This is a genomic window from Bradyrhizobium sp. DOA1 (genome assembly GCF_001593325.1).
Lineage (GTDB): Bacteria > Pseudomonadota > Alphaproteobacteria > Rhizobiales > Xanthobacteraceae > Bradyrhizobium.
The window spans coordinates 909,793-925,988 of record NZ_JXJM01000001.1; the positions used below are offsets into that span (position 1 = coordinate 909,793).

Annotated in this window: 18 protein-coding genes; 11 read left to right on the forward strand and 7 right to left on the reverse strand. The window is 64.2% G+C overall.

Annotated features, from left to right (window positions below; all coding sequences use genetic code 11):
- The first annotated feature begins 61 nt into the window (after positions 1 to 61).
- The 5 genes from SE91_RS04255 (at position 62) to SE91_RS04275 (ending at position 3,949) form a co-directional block, all read left to right on the forward strand.
- Positions 62 to 1,672, forward strand: coding sequence for an acyl-CoA synthetase (locus SE91_RS04255; protein ID WP_061846693.1), 1,611 nt, complete (start codon positions 62 to 64; stop codon positions 1,670 to 1,672).
- Between the two features lie 9 nt (positions 1,673 to 1,681).
- Positions 1,682 to 2,149, forward strand: a complete 468-nt coding sequence (locus tag SE91_RS04260; protein WP_061846694.1) for a MarR family transcriptional regulator — start codon at positions 1,682 to 1,684, stop codon at positions 2,147 to 2,149.
- Positions 2,150 to 2,245: 96 nt separating this feature from the next.
- Complete coding sequence (locus SE91_RS04265) at positions 2,246 to 2,599, forward strand: nuclear transport factor 2 family protein (protein WP_283806309.1); 354 nt, start codon at positions 2,246 to 2,248, stop codon at positions 2,597 to 2,599.
- Between the two features lie 2 nt (positions 2,600 to 2,601).
- The gene (locus tag SE91_RS04270; protein ID WP_061846696.1) at positions 2,602 to 3,045 is read left to right on the forward strand and encodes a hypothetical protein; all 444 of its coding nucleotides are present in this window, start codon (positions 2,602 to 2,604) and stop codon (positions 3,043 to 3,045) included.
- A gap of 130 nt (positions 3,046 to 3,175) precedes the next feature.
- Positions 3,176 to 3,949: a DUF2189 domain-containing protein gene (locus tag SE91_RS04275; RefSeq protein ID WP_061850939.1), complete on the forward strand. Its 774-nt coding sequence runs from the start codon at positions 3,176 to 3,178 to the stop codon at positions 3,947 to 3,949.
- 135 nt (positions 3,950 to 4,084) lie between these two features.
- On the opposite strand, the gene SE91_RS04280 is transcribed toward SE91_RS04275, so the two are convergent.
- The 3 genes from SE91_RS04280 to SE91_RS04290 are packed head-to-tail and all read right to left on the reverse strand — an operon-like array spanning position 4,085 to position 5,371.
- Positions 4,085 to 4,597: an SRPBCC family protein gene (locus tag SE91_RS04280; protein ID WP_060734924.1), complete on the reverse strand. Its 513-nt coding sequence runs from the start codon at positions 4,595 to 4,597 to the stop codon at positions 4,085 to 4,087.
- Positions 4,594 to 5,064, reverse strand: a complete 471-nt coding sequence (locus SE91_RS04285; protein ID WP_061846697.1) for an SRPBCC family protein — start codon at positions 5,062 to 5,064, stop codon at positions 4,594 to 4,596. The genes SE91_RS04280 and SE91_RS04285 overlap by 4 nt, the downstream gene beginning before the upstream one ends.
- On the reverse strand, positions 5,057 to 5,371 hold the full coding sequence (locus tag SE91_RS04290) for an ArsR/SmtB family transcription factor (protein ID WP_008544842.1): 315 nt from the start codon (positions 5,369 to 5,371) through the stop codon (positions 5,057 to 5,059). Before SE91_RS04290 ends, SE91_RS04285 begins: the two co-directional genes overlap by 8 nt.
- Positions 5,372 to 5,533: 162 nt before the next feature.
- Here SE91_RS04290 and SE91_RS04295 point away from each other — a divergent pair, with 162 nt between their 5' ends.
- A complete protein-coding gene (locus SE91_RS04295) occupies positions 5,534 to 6,154 on the forward strand; it encodes a LysE family translocator (protein WP_082813658.1) in 621 nt (206 codons plus the stop codon).
- A 4-nt stretch (positions 6,155 to 6,158) separates the two neighbouring features.
- On the opposite strand, the gene SE91_RS04300 is transcribed toward SE91_RS04295, so the two are convergent.
- On the reverse strand, positions 6,159 to 6,962 hold the full coding sequence (locus SE91_RS04300) for an N-formylglutamate amidohydrolase (protein WP_061846698.1): 804 nt from the start codon (positions 6,960 to 6,962) through the stop codon (positions 6,159 to 6,161).
- A gap of 75 nt (positions 6,963 to 7,037) precedes the next feature.
- Here SE91_RS04300 and SE91_RS04305 point away from each other — a divergent pair, with 75 nt between their 5' ends.
- Complete coding sequence (locus SE91_RS04305; protein ID WP_061846699.1) at positions 7,038 to 7,436, forward strand: gamma-glutamylcyclotransferase family protein; 399 nt, start codon at positions 7,038 to 7,040, stop codon at positions 7,434 to 7,436.
- Here the strand turns inward: SE91_RS04305 and SE91_RS04310 are convergent.
- A complete protein-coding gene (locus tag SE91_RS04310) occupies positions 7,433 to 7,996 on the reverse strand; it encodes a chlorite dismutase family protein (protein ID WP_061850943.1) in 564 nt (187 codons plus the stop codon). The two genes, SE91_RS04305 and SE91_RS04310, sit on opposite strands and share 4 nt — an antisense overlap.
- A gap of 177 nt (positions 7,997 to 8,173) precedes the next feature.
- Between SE91_RS04310 and dnaG the strand changes: the two genes are divergently transcribed.
- Together dnaG and rpoD are read left to right on the forward strand one after the other, a co-directional pair.
- A complete protein-coding gene (gene dnaG, locus SE91_RS04315; protein ID WP_061846700.1) occupies positions 8,174 to 10,195 on the forward strand; it encodes a DNA primase in 2,022 nt (673 codons plus the stop codon).
- 376 nt (positions 10,196 to 10,571) lie between these two features.
- Positions 10,572 to 12,716 carry an RNA polymerase sigma factor RpoD gene (gene rpoD / locus SE91_RS04320; RefSeq protein WP_061846701.1) on the forward strand — a complete coding sequence of 715 codons (2,145 nt, stop codon included), beginning with the start codon at positions 10,572 to 10,574 and terminating at the stop codon, positions 12,714 to 12,716.
- Between the two features lie 186 nt (positions 12,717 to 12,902).
- On the opposite strand, the gene SE91_RS04325 is transcribed toward rpoD, so the two are convergent.
- Entirely contained in the window at positions 12,903 to 13,139 is a 237-nt protein-coding gene (locus tag SE91_RS04325; protein WP_060734930.1) for a hypothetical protein, read from the reverse strand.
- A gap of 652 nt (positions 13,140 to 13,791) precedes the next feature.
- Between SE91_RS04325 and SE91_RS04330 the strand changes: the two genes are divergently transcribed.
- Positions 13,792 to 14,598 (forward strand): lytic murein transglycosylase, encoded by an 807-nt coding sequence (locus SE91_RS04330; protein WP_061850945.1) that lies wholly within the window; start codon positions 13,792 to 13,794, stop codon positions 14,596 to 14,598.
- A gap of 239 nt (positions 14,599 to 14,837) precedes the next feature.
- Here the strand turns inward: SE91_RS04330 and SE91_RS04335 are convergent, their stop codons facing one another.
- The gene (locus SE91_RS04335; RefSeq protein ID WP_061846702.1) at positions 14,838 to 15,668 is read right to left on the reverse strand and encodes an SDR family NAD(P)-dependent oxidoreductase; all 831 of its coding nucleotides are present in this window, start codon (positions 15,666 to 15,668) and stop codon (positions 14,838 to 14,840) included.
- Positions 15,669 to 15,788: 120 nt separating this feature from the next.
- Between SE91_RS04335 and SE91_RS04340 the strand changes: the two genes are divergently transcribed.
- Positions 15,789 to 16,163, forward strand: coding sequence for a response regulator (locus SE91_RS04340; protein WP_060734932.1), 375 nt, complete (start codon positions 15,789 to 15,791; stop codon positions 16,161 to 16,163).
- The last annotated feature ends 33 nt before the right edge of the window (positions 16,164 to 16,196 follow it).

Consider the following 16,196-nt stretch of genomic DNA (forward strand, 5'->3'; position numbering starts at 1 on the left):
AGAACGTGGATGGCCGGAACAAGTCCGGCCATGACGCCGCCGCGAGGGAACGCCCAACCCCATGCTGACTGAAGCCGCAACCTACGACGAGCTCTATCGCAATTTCCGCTGGGACATCCCCGCGCGCTTCAACATGGCGGAGGCGTGCTGCGACCGCCATGCCGACGGCACCGGCCGGCTCGCGCTGGTCTATGTCGACGAGAATGGCGCCACTACGCGCACCTCCTTTGACGAGGTTGCCGACATGTCGCGCCGCTTCGCCAATGTGCTGAAGGCGGATGGCCTTGTGCGTGGCGATCGCGTCGCGGTATTCCTGTCGCAGTCACTGGAGCTGCCGATCGCGCATATGGCCGCGTTCCGCTCCGGGCTGATCTCGATCCCGCTATTCGCGCTGTTCGGCGAGGACGCGCTGGAATTCCGTCTGTCGAATTCGCAAGCAAGGGCCATCATCACCGATGAGGCGGGCTGGGAGAAGCTCACCAGGATCCGCGAACGGTTGCCCTATTTGCAGGACATCTACGTCACGAGCGGCGCCGTCCATGCCGGCGCAAAGCCGTTCTGGCCAGCGATCGAAACCGCGTCCGAGGATTTCGCGACCGTCGACACTTCGTGCGACGATCCCGCGCTGATCATCTACACCTCAGGCACCACGGGCAATCCCAAGGGCGCGCTGCATGCGCATCGCGTCGTGCTCGGGCATCTGCCGAACGTGGAGATGTGCCACAACTTCCTGCCGCGGCCCGGCGACCTGATGTGGACGCCGGCGGACTGGGCCTGGATTGGCGGCCTCGTCAACGGCCTCTTGGCGTTCTGGTATCACGGCATTCCCCTGGTCGGCCATCGTGCGCGCAAATTCGAGCCGCAGGCGGCGATGCAGATGATGGCCGATCTTGGCGTCCGCAACGTCTTCCTGCCGCCGACCGCGCTGAAGCTGATGCGGCAGGCCGGCGTCAAGCATTCCGGCGTCAAGCTGCGCAGCATTTTCACCGGCGGTGAATCGCTCGGCGGCGAACTGCTCGGCTGGGTGCGCGAGACCTTCGGCATCGACGCCCACGAAGTGTTCGGCCAGACCGAGTGCAATCTCGTGATCGGCAGCAACTCGAACCTGTTTCCGATCCGCCCCGGGTCCATGGGCAAGGCGACGCCGGGCTTCGACGTCCGCATCGTCGACGACAAGGGCGAGGAGCAGAAGCGCGGGCAGCGCGGCATCATCGGCGTGCGCCAGCCCTGTCCCGTCACCATGCTGGAATATTGGCGCAATCCCGAGGCAACGGCGAAGAAATATGCCGGCGAATTCCTGCTCACCGGCGATCTCGGAGTGCAGGATGAGGACGGCTATTTCTGGTATGTGAGCCGCGAGGACGACGTCATCACCACCGCCGGCTATCGTGTCGGCCCGTCCGAGATCGAGCACACGCTGATGAAGCATCCGTCGGTGGCGATGGCGGCGGTGGTCGGTATTCCCGATCCGATCCGCACCGAATCGATCAAGGCCTGGATTGTGCTGCGTCCCGGCTTCACCGGCAGCGACGCGCTCGCGCGCGAGATCCAGGAGTTCGTCAAGGTGCAGCTCGCCGCCCACGAATATCCTCGCTTCGTCGCGTTCGCGGAAACGCTGCCGATGACCGCGACCGGCAAGGTGCTGCGGCGCGAGCTACGGGCCAAGGGCTAGCATCCGGCCATGGCAAAGACCTCTCAAGCTGCAGGGCTTCACCGCGCCTCGTTGACGAAGCTGCACGATCTCGATACGGCGCTGGAGCTGATGTATTACGGCTGGCGCGGCATGACGCTGGAGGCCGACGCCTACCTTGCCAAGCAGGGCCTCTCGCGCCCGCACCATCGCATCCTCTACGTGGTGGCGCGCCGGCCCGACATCGCGATTGGCGCGCTGATCGAAGTCCTCGGCATTTCCAAGCAAGCCCTCAACCGGCCGCTCAACCTGCTCCTCGAGCGCAAGCTGCTGACGTCGAAGCGTTCGCCCGAGCAGCACCGTTCGAAGTTGCTGCGCCTGACGGAAGCAGGGCGACGCATCGAGCAAAGGGCGTCAGACCACGAACGCAAGGTGCTGCGCGAGGCGTTCGACCGCGTCGGGTCATCGGGCGCGTCCGCCTGGATGGGCGTGATGGAGGCGATCGCCGACAACAACTGACGATTCTCAAGTCAACATAGTTGACATGAGACGCGGGCTTTGCCACTTTTCCCGGCCAACGAGCCAGGGGAGGGCCGTGTCATGACTGCACAGGCAATGAATCGCGCGTCCGCGGAACCCTTCGTCGCGGCGTGGTGCGCGAGCTGGCGCAAGGTGGATATCGACGCGGTCGTCGGGCACTTCGCCGATGATGCGCAGATGCGCAGTCCTCTCGCCCTCACGCTGACGGGCTCTCCCACGGTCACCGGCGCCGAGAACATCCGCGCCTATTGGCGGAAAGCCTATGGCCACATCGAAAACGCCGATCTGAAGATCCTGAGCTGGAGCTTTGACGACACCATCGCGCGGCTGACGGTGTGGTGGCAGCTGGGCGACACGCGCGCCAGCGAATTCATGGACTTCGACGATGCGGGCCGTGTGGTGCGCAGCGAAGCCTTTTACGGAAAATGACCATGCGCCTTTCGTATATCGTTCTGCTTCTCAACACGCTCTGGTTCGTCGGCGCCTTCGTCCAGTTCAGCATCGCGCAAACCAACACGCTGAAGATCCTGCTGCCACGGGAAGAGCGCAGCAATCCGATCGCGCCGACCCTGGCCGCCAGCGTGGCGTTCCTGGGCGGAATGAACCTGCCGATCGGACTGTTGTCGCTCTATCTGCTGGTCGCGCGTCCGTCCTTCTTCCAGCCGATCGAGGCACAACTCGCGCTGTTCCTGTTCTTCGCCGGCTGCCATTTCAGCCAGTTCGTCTACAACGTTCCGGTCTTGATGCGGGGAGGGCGCGTCGGCGTGGCGTACTGGCCGGTGCTGAAGGGCCCGATGCTCAGGATCTTCGTCATCGACGCGGCTCTGTTCGCGGCCAATCTCGCTATGGCCCTTCTGCTCACACTACGCGCCTGACGCGCGTCGCGTTTCAAGCGAAATCGCAGCGGTATTTTTCGACCGCCCAACTCGCGCGTGCAAGGACCGCAGGGGCGCGCTAACATCAGCCCGACAACACGCGGCGAAGATCGCGTGAGGGAGGATGCTGATGTCCATCTCAGGCAAGGTCGATCCGGTGGTGCGTCCCGTCGCGGCGACCGACATCGCCGAGGCGCTGGTCGAGGGCTTGCGCGATTTCCAGGCGATGCCGCTCTACGGCCTCTGCTTCGGTGCGCTCTATGCTGGCGGCGGCATCGCCATCATGCTCTGCCTCACCGCTTTCGGCATGGTCTACCTCGTCTATCCCCTGGCCGCCGGTTTCGCCCTGATCGGGCCGTTCGTCGCGATCGGTCTCTACGAAGTCAGCCGCCGCCGCGAACGCGACGAACCCGTGTCCTTCGGCGCGGTCTGGTCGGCTGTGCGCTCGCGCAGCGAGATCGGCTGGATGGCGTTCGTGACGCTGTTCGTGTTCGTGGTTTGGATGTACCAGGTGCGGCTCCTGATCGCGCTGCTGCTCGGCCTGAATGCCTCGTTCTCGAGCCTTCAGGAATTCATGACGGTGGTGCTCACCACCAATGAGGGCCTGCTGTTCCTCGGCATCGGCAACGCAGTCGGTGCCGTGCTGTCGCTGATCCTGTTCTCGCTCACCGTGGTGTCGTTTCCGCTGCTGCTCGACCGCGACATCGATTTCGTCACGGCCATGGTGACGAGCGTGCGCGCAGTGGTGACCAGCCCGCTGCCGATGATCGGCTGGGCCGCAGTCATCGTGATGCTGCTGATCGTCTCGGCGTTGCCTTATTTTCTCGGGCTGGTCGTGACGCTGCCGGTACTGGGGCATGCGACCTGGCACCTGTACCGGCGGCTGGTGGTGTCTCCTCTGTAGTCGTCCTGGCGAAAGCCAGGACCCATTAGGGAGGAGTTTCGGCGCGGACGGATCATGATGAGCCTTCGCCAAATCGGCTTCGGTGGTCATCGGTCCTGGATCTGCGCTTTGATCATCCAGGACGACAGCCGCGGTTTACGGCACCTTGATCCCCATCGCCTTCAGCGCTTCCAACAACCTCACCGGCGGAGACATCTCGATATGGGGCGCCTTGCCTGTCTCCAGCAGGCTCTTCAATCCAGAGAGGATCGCAGGCCAGCCGGTGCGGCCGCCGGAAAGGATGTCCTCGCTAAGCTCGCGGTCGTGGCGTTGGCTCAAGGTGAGGCGAACGGCTTCGCCAGCTAACTCGATCTCATAAGTGACGATGGTGGTGCCGAGCTTTTCCACGAGGTCGGGCCAATTGACGTTCCAGCTCATGGTGAGCCTCCTGGGCGGATCGTATTCGAACACTTCGCCGCGGATGTGCTCGGAGCCGTCGGGCGTGCGCACGATGAAACTGCCGCCGAGCTTCGGCTCCATCTCCACCGCAAAGCCAGAGAAGTATTTTCGGCTGAATTCCGCCGAGGTCAGCGCCTCCCACACCTTCTCCGGCGTCGAGGCGATGTAGATCGTGTAGACCGTCAGCGGCTTGAATTGATCGAGGTTCATTTTGCGTCGAATCCCTTGTTGAGAGCTGCGCGCGGAATGGCGAGCACCTGGCCTCGTTCCAGCAGGCTCTTTAGCCCGGACAGGATCGCGGGCCAGCCATTGGAGATCGCGCCAAGATATTTACCGCCTTCGACGAACCCATCATGCACTACCGTCAAACGCACCAGCGCGCCGAAGGGCTCGAGCGTGAAGACGACGCGTGACGTTGGTTCGCCGCGCAGCTCTTCGAACTTGTGGTGCTTAAAGCTGTAGGCCAGTCGGCGTGGCGGATCGGCCTCGAGGATCTCGCCGGAATCGGTGACCTCGCCGTCGAGCAGGAGCGCGAAGGGCGAGCCGACTTTCCAGTCGGACCGGACCTCGGCGCCGAACCAATATTGCTTGCTGAACGCGCTGTCGGTCAGCGCCTCCCACAGCCGTTCGGGCGTGGTCTCGATATAGGTCACGTAGACGAACTCCGGCTTACTCATCGCGCTTCTCCAACTGACGTTTCAGCTCGCTGAGCGCAGCGAGCTTGCCGCGCTCGAATTTCCTGATCCAGCGTTCGCCGATCTGATGGATCGGCACGGGGTTGAGATAGTGCAGCTTCTCGCGGCCATGTCTGATGGTGGTGACGAGGTTGGCTTCTTCGAGAATGACAAGGTGCTTGGTGACGGCCTGACGCGTCATCGCCAGGCCTTCGCATAGCTCGTTCAAGGTCTGGCCGTTCCTGGCGTGAAGCCTGTCCAGCAGCGACCGTCGTGATGCGTCGGCGAGCGCTTTGAAGACCTCATCCATGCTCGGGATAATAGGCAACAAAATGGTTGCATGTCAACCGCCGCTGTCACTTGGAGGGAGCCGCACCTCGGCCCTCCCCCGCAATAACGATGAGTGGAGATGAGCTTCCGTTCCCGCCGCCGTCATGCATTAATGCGCACAAACCGCAGCTGAGTCCTCCCCATGATGTCCATGCAAGCCTATCTCGCCTTCGTCGCCGCCTGCATTGCGCTGGCGCTGCTGCCGGGGCCGATCGTCACCCTCGTCATCGCCAACGGCCTGCGCCACGGCACCCGCGCAGCCCTCATCAACGTTGCCGGCGCGCAGGCAGGCCTTGCGATCGTCATCGGCATCGTCGCGGTCGGCCTGACCTCGCTGATGGCAACGATGGGCTACTGGTTCGACTGGGTGCGCATTGCCGGCGCCGCTTATCTTATCTGGCTCGGCATCAGGCTGGTCTGGGCGCCGGTCGAGGGCGTCGATGTCGATGCACCGCCACCGCCGCCGCGCGGCGGCTTCTTTCTGCAGGGCTTTCTGGTGCTGCTGTCGAACCCGAAGGTGCTGGTGTTCTTCGGCGCCTTCATCCCGCAATTCATGGACATGAACCAGCCGCACTTTCCGCAAGTCGCGCTGCTGGGCGCCACCTTCATGGTCACGGCCGTCGTGACCGATGCGCTCTACGCCATTGCCGCCGGCCGCGCCCGAAAATTCTTCTCGGCGCGTCGCACGCGCATGATGTCGCGCATCTCCGGGGGCTTCATGATCGGCGGCGGCATCTGGCTGGCGCTGACACGGGCAAAGTGAAGGCTTAAACCAACAGCTGCGCCTTCAGCTCCACCTCGATCTCGGCAAGGATCCGCGCCAGCCGCTCGGCCCATTGCTGCTGGCCGGACTGGTCGGCGATGAGATCCTGGCGCACCTCGATGCCGGTGTTGACGAGGCCGCGCGCCTCGCCATGCACGGGGATGGTGTAGTCGGTGAGGTCGCTCACGGCATAGGGCTCGTTGTCGCCGACGACGAGATCGCTTTCACTGCGCAGATGTTTGAGCAGCAGCTGCGGCAACACGGTGTCGCGGTTGTACAGCGCGCCGATGTGCCAGGGGCGCGCCACGCCGGCATAGACCGGCGTGAAGCTGTGCAGCGACACCAGCACCGTCGGCCGCTCGTCGCGCAGGCGGCGGCTGATCGTAGCGTCGATGCGATCGTGATAAGGCGCAAAGATCTCGCGCCGCCGCGCCTCGCGCTCGCTTGTCGAAATCCCTTCGTTGCGCCGGATCGCGGTGGCTTCGGAGATGACCGGGATCGAGCTCACCGCGGCGGGCGGGCGGTTGCAGTCGATCACGAGCCGCGAATAGCGTTGCGCGATCAGATGGGCGTCGAGCAGCTTTGCGAGCCGCTCGGCGACGCCGGCGATACCGATGTCCCAGCCGATGTGCCTGACGAGCTCGCTTTCGGCGATACCGAGATCGCCGAGCGCACGCGGCAGTACCCGCCCGTAATGATCCGAGATGAGCAGGAAGGGCGATCGTCCCGCCGCATTCACCTCATGCACCGGCGCAAAGTCGCCCTCGCCGAGAATCTGCTCGGTCGTCTCACTCGTGTCGAGAGTCATCCTGATTGCCTGCGGAATAGTAACGCGTGTAAACGGAGTAACGGTATTGCGCCGTCGTCGCAACCTTGGAAGACCATGACCTCCGATCGTCTCTTCGTCTACGGCACCCTGATGCGCGGCTTCGATCATCCGATGGCGCGGCTGCTTGCCTCTCATGCGGATTTCCTGGGCGAAGCGAGCTGCCGCGGCCGACTCTTCCTGATCAAGCATTATCCGGGATTGCTGCCGTCGGACGTGCCGTCCGAGATCGTTCACGGCGAGCTGTTTCACATGCGCCTCGCCGACGAATTGCTGCACGAGCTCGATATGTACGAGGCCTGCGGCGAGGGCTTTCCGGAGCCGACCGAATATCTGCGCCGGCTGATCGACGTGACGCGGCCGGACGGGACTATCGAGAAGGCCTGGACCTATATCTACAACTGGCCCGTCACCGATCTGCCGGTGATCGCGTCCGGTCGTTTCCTGGAGCATTAAGCCGACAGCACTTCCTTCACCACGCGTACGTCGACCTCGCGCTCGACATAGGTCCACTCCTCGGTCCGCCGCAGCATCGCCACGAGCTCCTCGAACTGCGAGGCATGCGCAGGCGCGAATTCGAACCAGGTCAGGAAGTCGAAGGGACCGCCGAGGTCGCGGCAGTGGTAGAGTTGCCGCGCGATCGCGGGCAGATAGCGCAGGCTGCTCGCGATGTGGTGCGATCTGTCCTCGAAGATCTTGCGGCGCTCTTCCTGCGTCAGCTCCCACCAGGCCTGCGACTTGCGGATCGGGATCAACGCCGCGGAGGTTGCCTCGAGCCGGCCGAGGCCGGCCTGCACGGCAACGAGCTGCTCCTTCTCGGCGCGCTCGGTGTAGCGCAAGCTGCTCGCGACGCCGGCCAGCCGCCAGGCATTGCGCGAGGGCACGAGCGGCAACGAGACGGCCTCGCTGTCGGTCACCGACAGCGCCGGCACGAAGGGCAGGGGCTCACCCGTCACGGGCGAAAGCGACGTTACGCGCCAACCCCCGCTGTGGCCGCCTCGAAACGTCCTGAACATGCCGCCATGGAAGCGTGGAACCAAGCCGGGTTCAAGTAGCTCGTTATTCCGGCAGTGCAAAATGGTGGCTGCGGCCTGTGAACAGCGCGCATAAGCCCGACAAACCTAGCCTTTGGCTCGGCCGTCCCTATATCCCTGATCCTTCGCCCGACTCAAACGCTCGGCTAAACTCACCCCATGCGCTTCACGCCCCAGTTCCTCGACGAGCTTCGCGCCCGGCTTTCGGTCTCCGAGGTCGTGGGCAAGCGCGTCAAGTTGAAGAAGGCGGGGCGGGAGTGGAAGGGGCTGTCGCCGTTCCAGCAGGAGAAGACGCCGTCCTTCTACGTCAACGACCAGAAGGGTTTTTACCACGACTTCTCCTCCGGCAAGCATGGCGACATCATCGCGTTCGTGATGGAGACCGACGGCGTGCCGTTCGCCGAGGCCGTGGAGCGGCTCGCCAACATGGCGGGCCTGCCGCTGCCGGCGGTGACGCCGGATGCGGCGCGGCACGAGCAGCGCCGCCGCACCCTGCATGACGTCATGGATCTCGCCGCAAAGTTCTTCGCGGAGACGCTGGCCTCGCGGCTCGGCGCGAAAGCGCGCGGCTATCTCGCCGACCGCGCCATCTCGCCGGCGACGCAATTGCAGTTCCGCCTCGGCTATGCCCCGCCCGATCGCTTCGCGCTGAAGGAGCATCTCGGCAAGCTCGGCGTCTCCGTCGAGGACATGGTCGAGAGCGGCCTGTTGATCGGCGGCGACGACATTCCCGTGCCCTACGACCGCTTCCGCGATCGCGTGATGTTTCCCATCACGGATTTGCGCGGCCGAATCATCGCATTCGGCGGGCGCGCGCTGGAGAAGGACGTTCCGGCGAAATATTTGAACTCGCCGGAGACGCCGCTCTTCCACAAGGGCGACAATCTCTACAACCACCAGACCGCGCGCGCCGCATCCCACAACGGTGCGCCGCTGATCGTGGTCGAAGGTTATGTCGACGTCATCGCCATGGTCACCGCGGGCTTTGCCGGCGCCGTTGCGCCGCTCGGCACCGCGCTCACCGAAAGCCAGCTCGCGCTGCTCTGGAAGATGGCGGACGAACCGATCCTCTGCTTCGACGGCGACCGCGCCGGCCAGAAAGCGGCTTATCGCGCCGCCGACCTCGCGCTGCCGTTCCTTAGCCCCGGAAAGAGCCTGCGCTTCGCGCTGTTGCCTGAGGGGCAGGACCCGGACGATCTCGTCCGCTCCGGTGGACGCGGCGCGATTGAGGAGGTGATTGGAGCTGCACGTCCGCTCGCCGACATGATCTGGTCGCGCGAGCTCGAAGGCGGCAATTTCGCCACCCCCGAGCGCCGTGCCGCGCTGGAGGCGCGCATCAAGGAGCTGTCCAACGGTATCCGCGACGAGGTGGTGCGGCGCTATTATCGCGACGAGTTCATCGAGCGGCTGCAGCGCACCTTTGCCCCCGAAGGCGGGCGCGGCGGCTTTGGCGGCCGCGGCAATTTCCGCCAGGGTGGCGGCCGCTCCTTCCAGCCCCGTGGCGCGGGGGGCGCGAATCGACTCGGCGGCCAAAGTTTTGGCGGAGGATTTGGCGGAGGGCGTCGCAGCCCGCCCGGTTCCATCCCGCTGCCCTCCGGCCCCTACCAGGCCGCCAGCCCGCAGCTGGCGGCCAGCCCGATCATGCGCGGGCAGCGCAGCGCCATCTCCCGCCGGGAGGCCCTGATCCTGCAATGCCTGATCAACCACCCCTGGCTGCTGCACGAGCACCTCGAGGAAGTCGCCGCCCTGGAACTAGCCCATCCCGAGGCCCACAAGCTCCGGGCCGGCATCATCGCCGCCTTCGCCAACGACCATCACCACTCGTCGGACCCGGGCGAGCAGGCCGAAAAGATGCGCGGCGACCTCGAGAAGGGCGGATTTTCGCAAGTCCTTCAAAGGGTTGAGGGCGGCATCACGACCGCGGCGGTGTGGGGTGCCCGCGAAGGCGCGGCAAGGGACGACGTTCTCGCCACTTGGCATCAGCTGGTTGCCTTGCATCGGCAATGGCATTCACTACTTAGAGAGCTGAAAGACGCCGAGCTGGCCTTGGGGGAGGACCCCAGCGAGGCCAATTTGGCATGGCTGCGTGACGTCAAGGCTCGGATAGGTGAAGTCGACGGGACCGAGGCCCTCATCGAGGGTTTTGGCGAGCTGTCGGGCCGGCTCCAGAGGAGCGTGTGATGAAAGAATCATGCGGACGGCCGGGGCCGGAACCGCTAAAAGACTCGCCAAATCCTGGGTTTGGCGGCAAAAACAGGGTTAATCGAGGCTTAACGGTCTTGTAGCACTTTGGCCCAGAGGCGGCCGCAGGCAGAACAGACGCGTCAGGAATGAATCCGCGCAATCGCTGTTGGCACTACACCTGCATCCGCTGCGACAAAGAGGCTGACGAAGCGTTAGGCAATTCCGGCGAGAGAGAGTTGGGGGTGGCGAGAGACATGTGCGCCGCCCTTTCCGTGTCGAGAGCTGCCGAAGCGAGAGCGTCGAGCAACAGGTTCATGTGAATTCAGGCAGGCGCGGCGCGCGGTCTGCATTGAAGCGCGTTTAGGAGCAATGGATGGCCACCAAGGCAAAGACGCTGCAGGCGAAGGACAAGGAAAAAGACGACAAGGCAGCGGATGCGCCGGAGAAGGACTCCCAGGACGCACCGTCTCCCTTGCTCGACCTGTCCGACGCTGCAGTCAAGAAGATGATCAAGCAGGCCAAGAAGCGCGGCTTCGTGACCTTCGATCAGCTCAACGAAGTCTTGCCGTCGGACCAGACCTCGCCCGAACAGATCGAGGACATCATGTCGATGCTCTCGGACATGGGCATCAACGTCACCGAAGCCGACGATAGCGAAGGCGAGGAAGACAAGGACGAGGGCGAGGACGAGACCGACAACGAACTCGTCGAGGTCACCCAGAAGGCCGTCACCGAGGTCAAGAAGAGCGAGCCGGGCGAGCGCACCGACGATCCGGTGCGCATGTATCTACGCGAGATGGGCACGGTCGAACTGCTCTCCCGCGAAGGCGAAATCGCCATCGCCAAGCGCATCGAGGCCGGCCGCGAGGCGATGATCGCAGGGCTCTGCGAAAGCCCGCTGACGTTCCAGGCCATCATCATCTGGCGCGACGAGCTCAACGAAGGCAAGATCTTCCTCCGCGACATCATCGATCTCGAAGCGACCTATGCCGGCCCCGACGCCAAGGGCGGCATGAACAATGCGATGATCGCAGGTCCCAACGGCGAAGGCGGCGAAGCACCCGCCGAGGGCGGCGAAGCCACGGCTTCCGCTGCTGCGCCCGCGCATGTGGCCCCGCCCGCCGCGCCCCCGTCGCCGACCCCGTTCCGCGCTGCGCAGCCCGCGCCGGGCGGCCAGGGTGGCGAGGACAAGGATCCGGGCGAGGCCGCCGCCGAAGCCGACATGGACGAGGACGACGAGTTCGAGAACCAGATGTCGCTCGCGGCGATCGAGGCCGAGCTCAAGCCGAAGGTGGTCGAGATCTTCGACAAGATCGCGGACAGCTACAAGAAGCTGCGCAAGCTTCAGGAGCAGGATATCCAGAATCAGCTTCAGAACGAGTCGCTCTCGCCGCACCAGGAGCGCAAGTACAAGAAGCTGAAGGACGAGATCATCGTCGAGGTGAAGTCGCTGCGCCTCAACCAGGCCCGTATCGACAGCCTCGTCGAGCAGCTCTACGACATCAACAAGCGCCTCGTCTCGCATGAGGGCCGCCTGATGCGCCTTGCCGACAGCCACGGCGTGGCGCGCGAGGACTTCCTGCGCAACTACACCGGCTCGGAGCTCGATCCGCGTTGGCTCAACCGCGTCTCGAAGCTCTCGGCCAAGGGCTGGAAGAACTTCGTCCATCACGAGAAGGACCGCATCAAGGACCTCCGCCACGAGGTGCATCAGCTCGCGGCGCTCACCGGCCTCGAGATCGTCGAGTTCCGCAAGATCGTGCACTCCGTGCAGAAGGGCGAGCGCGAGGCGCGCCAGGCCAAGAAGGAGATGGTGGAAGCCAACCTCCGTTTGGTGATCTCGATCGCGAAGAAATACACCAATCGCGGCCTGCAATTCCTCGACCTGATCCAGGAAGGCAACATCGGCCTGATGAAGGCGGTCGACAAGTTCGAGTACCGCCGCGGCTACAAGTTCTCGACCTACGCGACGTGGTGGATCCGGCAGGCGATCACCCGCTCGATCGCCGACCAGGCTCGCACCATCCGCATCCCCGTGCACATGATCGAGACGATCAACAAGATCGTGCGCACGTCCCGCCAGATGCTCAACGAGATCGGCCGCGAGCCGACCCCGGAAGAGCTCGCCGAAAAGCTCGGCATGCCCTTGGAGAAGGTCCGCAAGGTCCTCAAGATCGCCAAGGAGCCGTTGTCGCTGGAGACGCCGGTCGGCGACGAAGAGGATTCGCACCTCGGCGATTTCATCGAGGACAAGAACGCGATCCTTCCTATCGACGCCGCGATCCAGTCCAACCTCCGCGAGACCACCACGCGCGTCCTCGCCTCGCTCACCCCGCGCGAAGAACGCGTCCTGCGCATGCGCTTCGGCATCGGCATGAACACGGATCATACGCTGGAAGAGGTGGGGCAACAGTTCAGTGTGACGCGCGAGCGTATCCGCCAGATCGAGGCGAAGGCGCTGCGGAAGTTGAAGCATCCGTCGAGGAGCAGGAAGCTGCGGAGCTTCTTGGATAATTGATCGTAGGCTGCGATCCAAAGCAAAACGGCGGGCTTTTGCCCGCCGTTTTTTGTTCTGTTCGTCATTGCGAGCGCAGCGAAGCAATCCAGAGTCTATCCGCGGTGGGATTCCTGGATTGCTTCCGCCTTCGCCAAGGCTTCGGCGGACAAGTCGCTGCGCTCGCAATGACGCGGAGAAATTGGAGGCCTACTTTTTCTTCGCCCCCACCCGCTCGATCCGCTTGATCTCCAGCGGCGGCCGACCGCTCTTCTCTGCGATCTCGCGGTCCTGCTCCATGATGAAGCCGCGGGCAGGGTCGTCGCCGTCGAGGCCGCCGAGCAGCTCGGCGGGGACGCGGCGGTTGGAGCGCTGGGAATCGTCTTCGTAGACGACGTTGAAGAAGGCGAATTCGCCTTTGGGGTTGGTTCCGGGTTTCTTGGCCATGGCGGCTTGTCGTCGATAGCAGCGCCGCAGTCAAATGACTTCGGCGGTTGTCGACATCAACGTCGCACCGGATCGGTGAATGGCCCGCAGCAGGACTGCAATCGTTCATCGCGGAAGCGGGGCGCCTGCTGCGATGCGGCCCTTGCCTCAATAAACGGCGGGCCGCGAAGCCCGCCGTTTATCTTGGTTTTCAGTGTCGCCCGGGGCTGGCGGGGCGACAACCTAGAATAGAATGCTATCGGCTGTGTGCTGCGATGGCAAGACCCATCGTGGTGGCGTTGATGTCGCAGCGTGCGTATCAGATATGCGCTCGTCGCGGTGTCGCTTCGATGCTGCATCGAAGCAATTGCTTGGGCAGTCCAATCAGTTTGTTCAGATGGCTGCTCGCACAGCGCTACGCATTGTAGGAAAGCGCGCCTGCCTGCACATCTTTCCTCCTGCGTGCGGAAGTGCGCCGGCCGAGTTCCACTATCGGGCGCATGTCTCAACGCGTGCACCTGCGCGGCGTGAGCGGTGATGAGGAAGCCGAGAGCAGCAACACCAGCGCCACGCCGGATGAGCTGTCGGCGAAGATCGGCTTGCCGCTTTGACGCGAATCCGGTTCCCGGGCATGATCGATGCTTTCCGCGCCCGTTCTTCAGAGGATTCCCGCATGCTGAGACCGCTACTCGCCGCCGCCGTCGTCCTTTCTCTGGCCGGCGGGTCGGCGCAGGCCGCGCGCTGCGGCGGCGACTTCAACACTTTCGTCGCCACCATGACGCAGGAAGCACAGGCCGCCGGCGTCTCCGCGAGCGTGACCAGTGCGGCGCTCAGCGGCGTGACGCCTGACCCTGCGGTGCTCGCCTTCGACCGCCGCCAGCGCTACACCTTCAACAAGACCTTCGAGCAATATGTCTCCACCCGCGTCGGGCCCGGCCGCATCAATGGCGGGCGCGCGCTGCTGCAGCGCCATGCCGCGCTGCTCTCGCGCGTCGAGCAGAAGTTCGGCGTGCCGCGCTATATCCTGGTCGCGATCTGGGGGCTGGAGAGCGATTTCGGCAAGGGCGACATCGGCAAGATGCCGGTGGTGCGCACCCTTGCGACGCTCGCGCATGATTGCCGCCGCACCGACCTGTTCCAGGGCGAGCTGCTCGCCGCGCTCAAGATCGTGCAGCGTGGTGACCTGCCGCTGCGCGACCTCGTCGGCGCGTTCGCCGGCGAGATCGGCCAGACCCAGTTCCTGCCGTCGTCCTACATCAAATACGGCGTCGACTTCGACGGCGACGGCCATGTCGATCTCCGCCACAGCATCCCCGACGTGCTCGCCTCGACCGCGAACCTGCTCCACGTCAGCGGCTTCAAGATGGGCCAGCCATACAGCGAGGGTACGCCGAACTTCGAAGCCATGCGCGAGTGGAACAGGGCGGTGGTGTATCGGAAGACGATCGGCTATTTCGCCGATCGGCTGATGGGGCAGTGAAGACACTGCTGACAGACAGAGCCCTCGCGCTGCATATTCGGTGTCATCGCCCGGCTCGACCGGGCGATCCAGTACCCGGGACAGCAGTGATTGAGCCGAGAAGCCGCGGCGTACTGGATTCCCCGCCTTCGCGGGGAATGACAGCCTGTAGGATGGGTAGAGCGCAGCGAAACCCATCGCCCTCCTTGCGGAAACCCGATGGGTTTCGCTTTCGCTCTACCCATCCTACGAACTGACACTCATTTCCCCTTCGCCATCCTCTCCAGCTTCCGTTGCAGCGGCGCCCAATACGTTCCCGGGCGGAAGCGCTGCAGGAGGTCCATGAAGCGGGCGTCGTTGCCGATCAGGATGCGGGGCTCGTTCCTCTCGATGCCCCGGATGATGCGTAGCGCGGCGTTCTTCGGCGTGGTCTTCGCGGCGTTCTCGAACCGCTCGATCGATTGCGCGCGGCGGGCATTGTCGGTGACGCCGATTCCGGTCCGCGAATTGCGCGCGATCGCGGTGGCGACGCCGCCGGGGTGCACCACCGACAGCCTCACCGGACTGCCCGCGACGCTGAGCTCGTGCCGCACGCTCTCGGAAAAGCCGCGCACCGCGAACTTGGCCGCCGCATAGGCCGATTGCCCCGGCGGCGCGATGATGCCGAAGATCGAGGAGAGGTTGACGATGTGCGCCTCGGGTCTCGTCTTCAGATGCGGCAGGAAGGCGCGCGTGCCGTGCACCACGCCCCAGAAATTGATGTCGAACAGCCAGTCCATCTGCGCCTGGTCGATCTCCTCGAACGCGCCCAGCAGCGCCACGCCGGCATTGTTGACGACGATGCCGAGCGCGGGATGTGTAGTGGTCGCCTCGCTCGCGAATTGCGCGATGTCCTCGGGCTCGCCGACATCGACGCGATGCAGGCTGATCTTGCGCCCCGTTCCGATCTCGGCTGCCAGCGCTTTCAATCCGCCCTCGTCGCGATCGGCCAGCGCGAGATCGCAGCCGCGCTGCGCGAGCTCGATGGCGAGCGCGCGGCCGATGCCGCTGGCCGCTCCCGTGATGGCGGCGGCGCCGCGAATCGCAGTCATGAATCCCCCGTCAAGTCATGGCCTGTGGAACTTCGATTTACATTTTTTCATATTGGAACCGAACCGCAAGCGGATTGGCTCCTTAACATTCGTTACGCAAGCAAGCATTGGGAGCCGCCGATGGGACAAGCACAACCATTTCGTGCAACTGCGCTGATTGTCGAAGATGACGTCATGCAGCGGGAGATGCTCAGTCTTCTGCTTGAAGAGAGCGGCTATCAGGTGATCCAGTGCGAAAGCGCCGAGGCGGCCGAACGCGTCCTCGACAAGAACGCCGGCGCGCTCTGCCTGATGATGACCGACGTCCAACTCGCCGGCCGCATGAACGGCGTCGAGCTCGCGCACGTCGCCAAGGATCGCAACCCCAAGCTTGACGTCGTCGTTACCTCGGGCCGTCCGTTGAAGCAGCCCTTGCCCGACGGCGCGAAGTTCTGGGCCAAGCCCTGGGCGCCGCTCGACGTGCTCCGCGAGGCCGAGATCGCGCAGCTGTCCTGACGACTGTCCGGCCGCTTTTGCGAAGCGAGGGGC

Coding starts and splice junctions, on each gene's coding strand:
- SE91_RS04255 (WP_061846693.1), top strand. CDS start 62: ATGCTGACTGAAGCCGCAACCTACGACGAGCTCTATCGCAATTTCCGC.
- SE91_RS04260 (WP_061846694.1), top strand. CDS start 1,682: ATGGCAAAGACCTCTCAAGCTGCAGGGCTTCACCGCGCCTCGTTGACG.
- SE91_RS04265 (WP_283806309.1), top strand. CDS start 2,246: ATGAATCGCGCGTCCGCGGAACCCTTCGTCGCGGCGTGGTGCGCGAGC.
- SE91_RS04270 (WP_061846696.1), top strand. CDS start 2,602: ATGCGCCTTTCGTATATCGTTCTGCTTCTCAACACGCTCTGGTTCGTC.
- SE91_RS04275 (WP_061850939.1), top strand. CDS start 3,176: ATGTCCATCTCAGGCAAGGTCGATCCGGTGGTGCGTCCCGTCGCGGCG.
- SE91_RS04280 (WP_060734924.1), bottom strand. CDS start 4,597: ATGAACCTCGATCAATTCAAGCCGCTGACGGTCTACACGATCTACATC.
- SE91_RS04285 (WP_061846697.1), bottom strand. CDS start 5,064: ATGAGTAAGCCGGAGTTCGTCTACGTGACCTATATCGAGACCACGCCC.
- SE91_RS04290 (WP_008544842.1), bottom strand. CDS start 5,371: ATGGATGAGGTCTTCAAAGCGCTCGCCGACGCATCACGACGGTCGCTG.
- SE91_RS04295 (WP_082813658.1), top strand. CDS start 5,534: ATGATGTCCATGCAAGCCTATCTCGCCTTCGTCGCCGCCTGCATTGCG.
- SE91_RS04300 (WP_061846698.1), bottom strand. CDS start 6,962: ATGACTCTCGACACGAGTGAGACGACCGAGCAGATTCTCGGCGAGGGC.
- SE91_RS04305 (WP_061846699.1), top strand. CDS start 7,038: ATGACCTCCGATCGTCTCTTCGTCTACGGCACCCTGATGCGCGGCTTC.
- SE91_RS04310 (WP_061850943.1), bottom strand. CDS start 7,996: ATGTTCAGGACGTTTCGAGGCGGCCACAGCGGGGGTTGGCGCGTAACG.
- dnaG (WP_061846700.1), top strand. CDS start 8,174: ATGCGCTTCACGCCCCAGTTCCTCGACGAGCTTCGCGCCCGGCTTTCG.
- rpoD (WP_061846701.1), top strand. CDS start 10,572: ATGGCCACCAAGGCAAAGACGCTGCAGGCGAAGGACAAGGAAAAAGAC.
- SE91_RS04325 (WP_060734930.1), bottom strand. CDS start 13,139: ATGGCCAAGAAACCCGGAACCAACCCCAAAGGCGAATTCGCCTTCTTC.
- SE91_RS04330 (WP_061850945.1), top strand. CDS start 13,792: ATGCTGAGACCGCTACTCGCCGCCGCCGTCGTCCTTTCTCTGGCCGGC.
- SE91_RS04335 (WP_061846702.1), bottom strand. CDS start 15,668: ATGACTGCGATTCGCGGCGCCGCCGCCATCACGGGAGCGGCCAGCGGC.
- SE91_RS04340 (WP_060734932.1), top strand. CDS start 15,789: ATGGGACAAGCACAACCATTTCGTGCAACTGCGCTGATTGTCGAAGAT.